The organism is Vibrio sp. 811, assembly GCF_033339195.1.
Window position 1 is genome coordinate 1 of the sequence record NZ_JAWOUB010000786.1, and the last position, 554, is coordinate 554.

The window sequence follows — 554 nt, forward strand, 5'->3', positions numbered from 1 at the left end:
AGGATTTTCAGAGTGTCCGGACGACGGCACAGTTGATGTAACAGGCAAGTTTAATGTGTACTCGCGACCATGGACCTTGGCAATCTGTGAGAACCAAAACACCTTGCCTTCAGGCACATCCGAACAAGGTGATAAGTTCATTGCCGCTGGCGAACATTTCTCGTTAACAGTGAAACCCGTCATCTGGCAAAAAGGGGGTTCTATCAGTGCTCCTATCGACTCATCAGCTTATTGTGATGCTTTGGTCACGACCAACTTTATGCATGATGGTGCACCAGCAGCATCGGTTGTTTTGTCGAGCGAGCAACACTCGCCTTTAAACACGGCAAACCAAACCTCGACGCTGTTGAAAAGTAATTATGCGTTAACTCAAGGACACCAATCAGCCAAGAACCATCGCTTCGTTTTTAACGGATTGTATTGGGCAGAAGTCGGCAGCTTGAAAGTGAAAGCAAACCTCGACAGTACGTATTTTGGCATGAAGGTTAACGAAGGTTATCGCCATATCGGACGTTTCTATCCGAAGTACTTCAAAGTGCAAAGTCAAGATTGGA

Annotated in this window: 1 protein-coding gene; it reads left to right on the top strand. The window is 46.2% G+C overall.

Going from position 1 to position 554, the window contains the following annotated elements; translation table 11 throughout:
- Positions 1–554 (top strand): DUF6701 domain-containing protein (locus R7Q46_RS29395; RefSeq protein ID WP_318078615.1); only part of this gene is annotated, 554 nt, incomplete at both ends.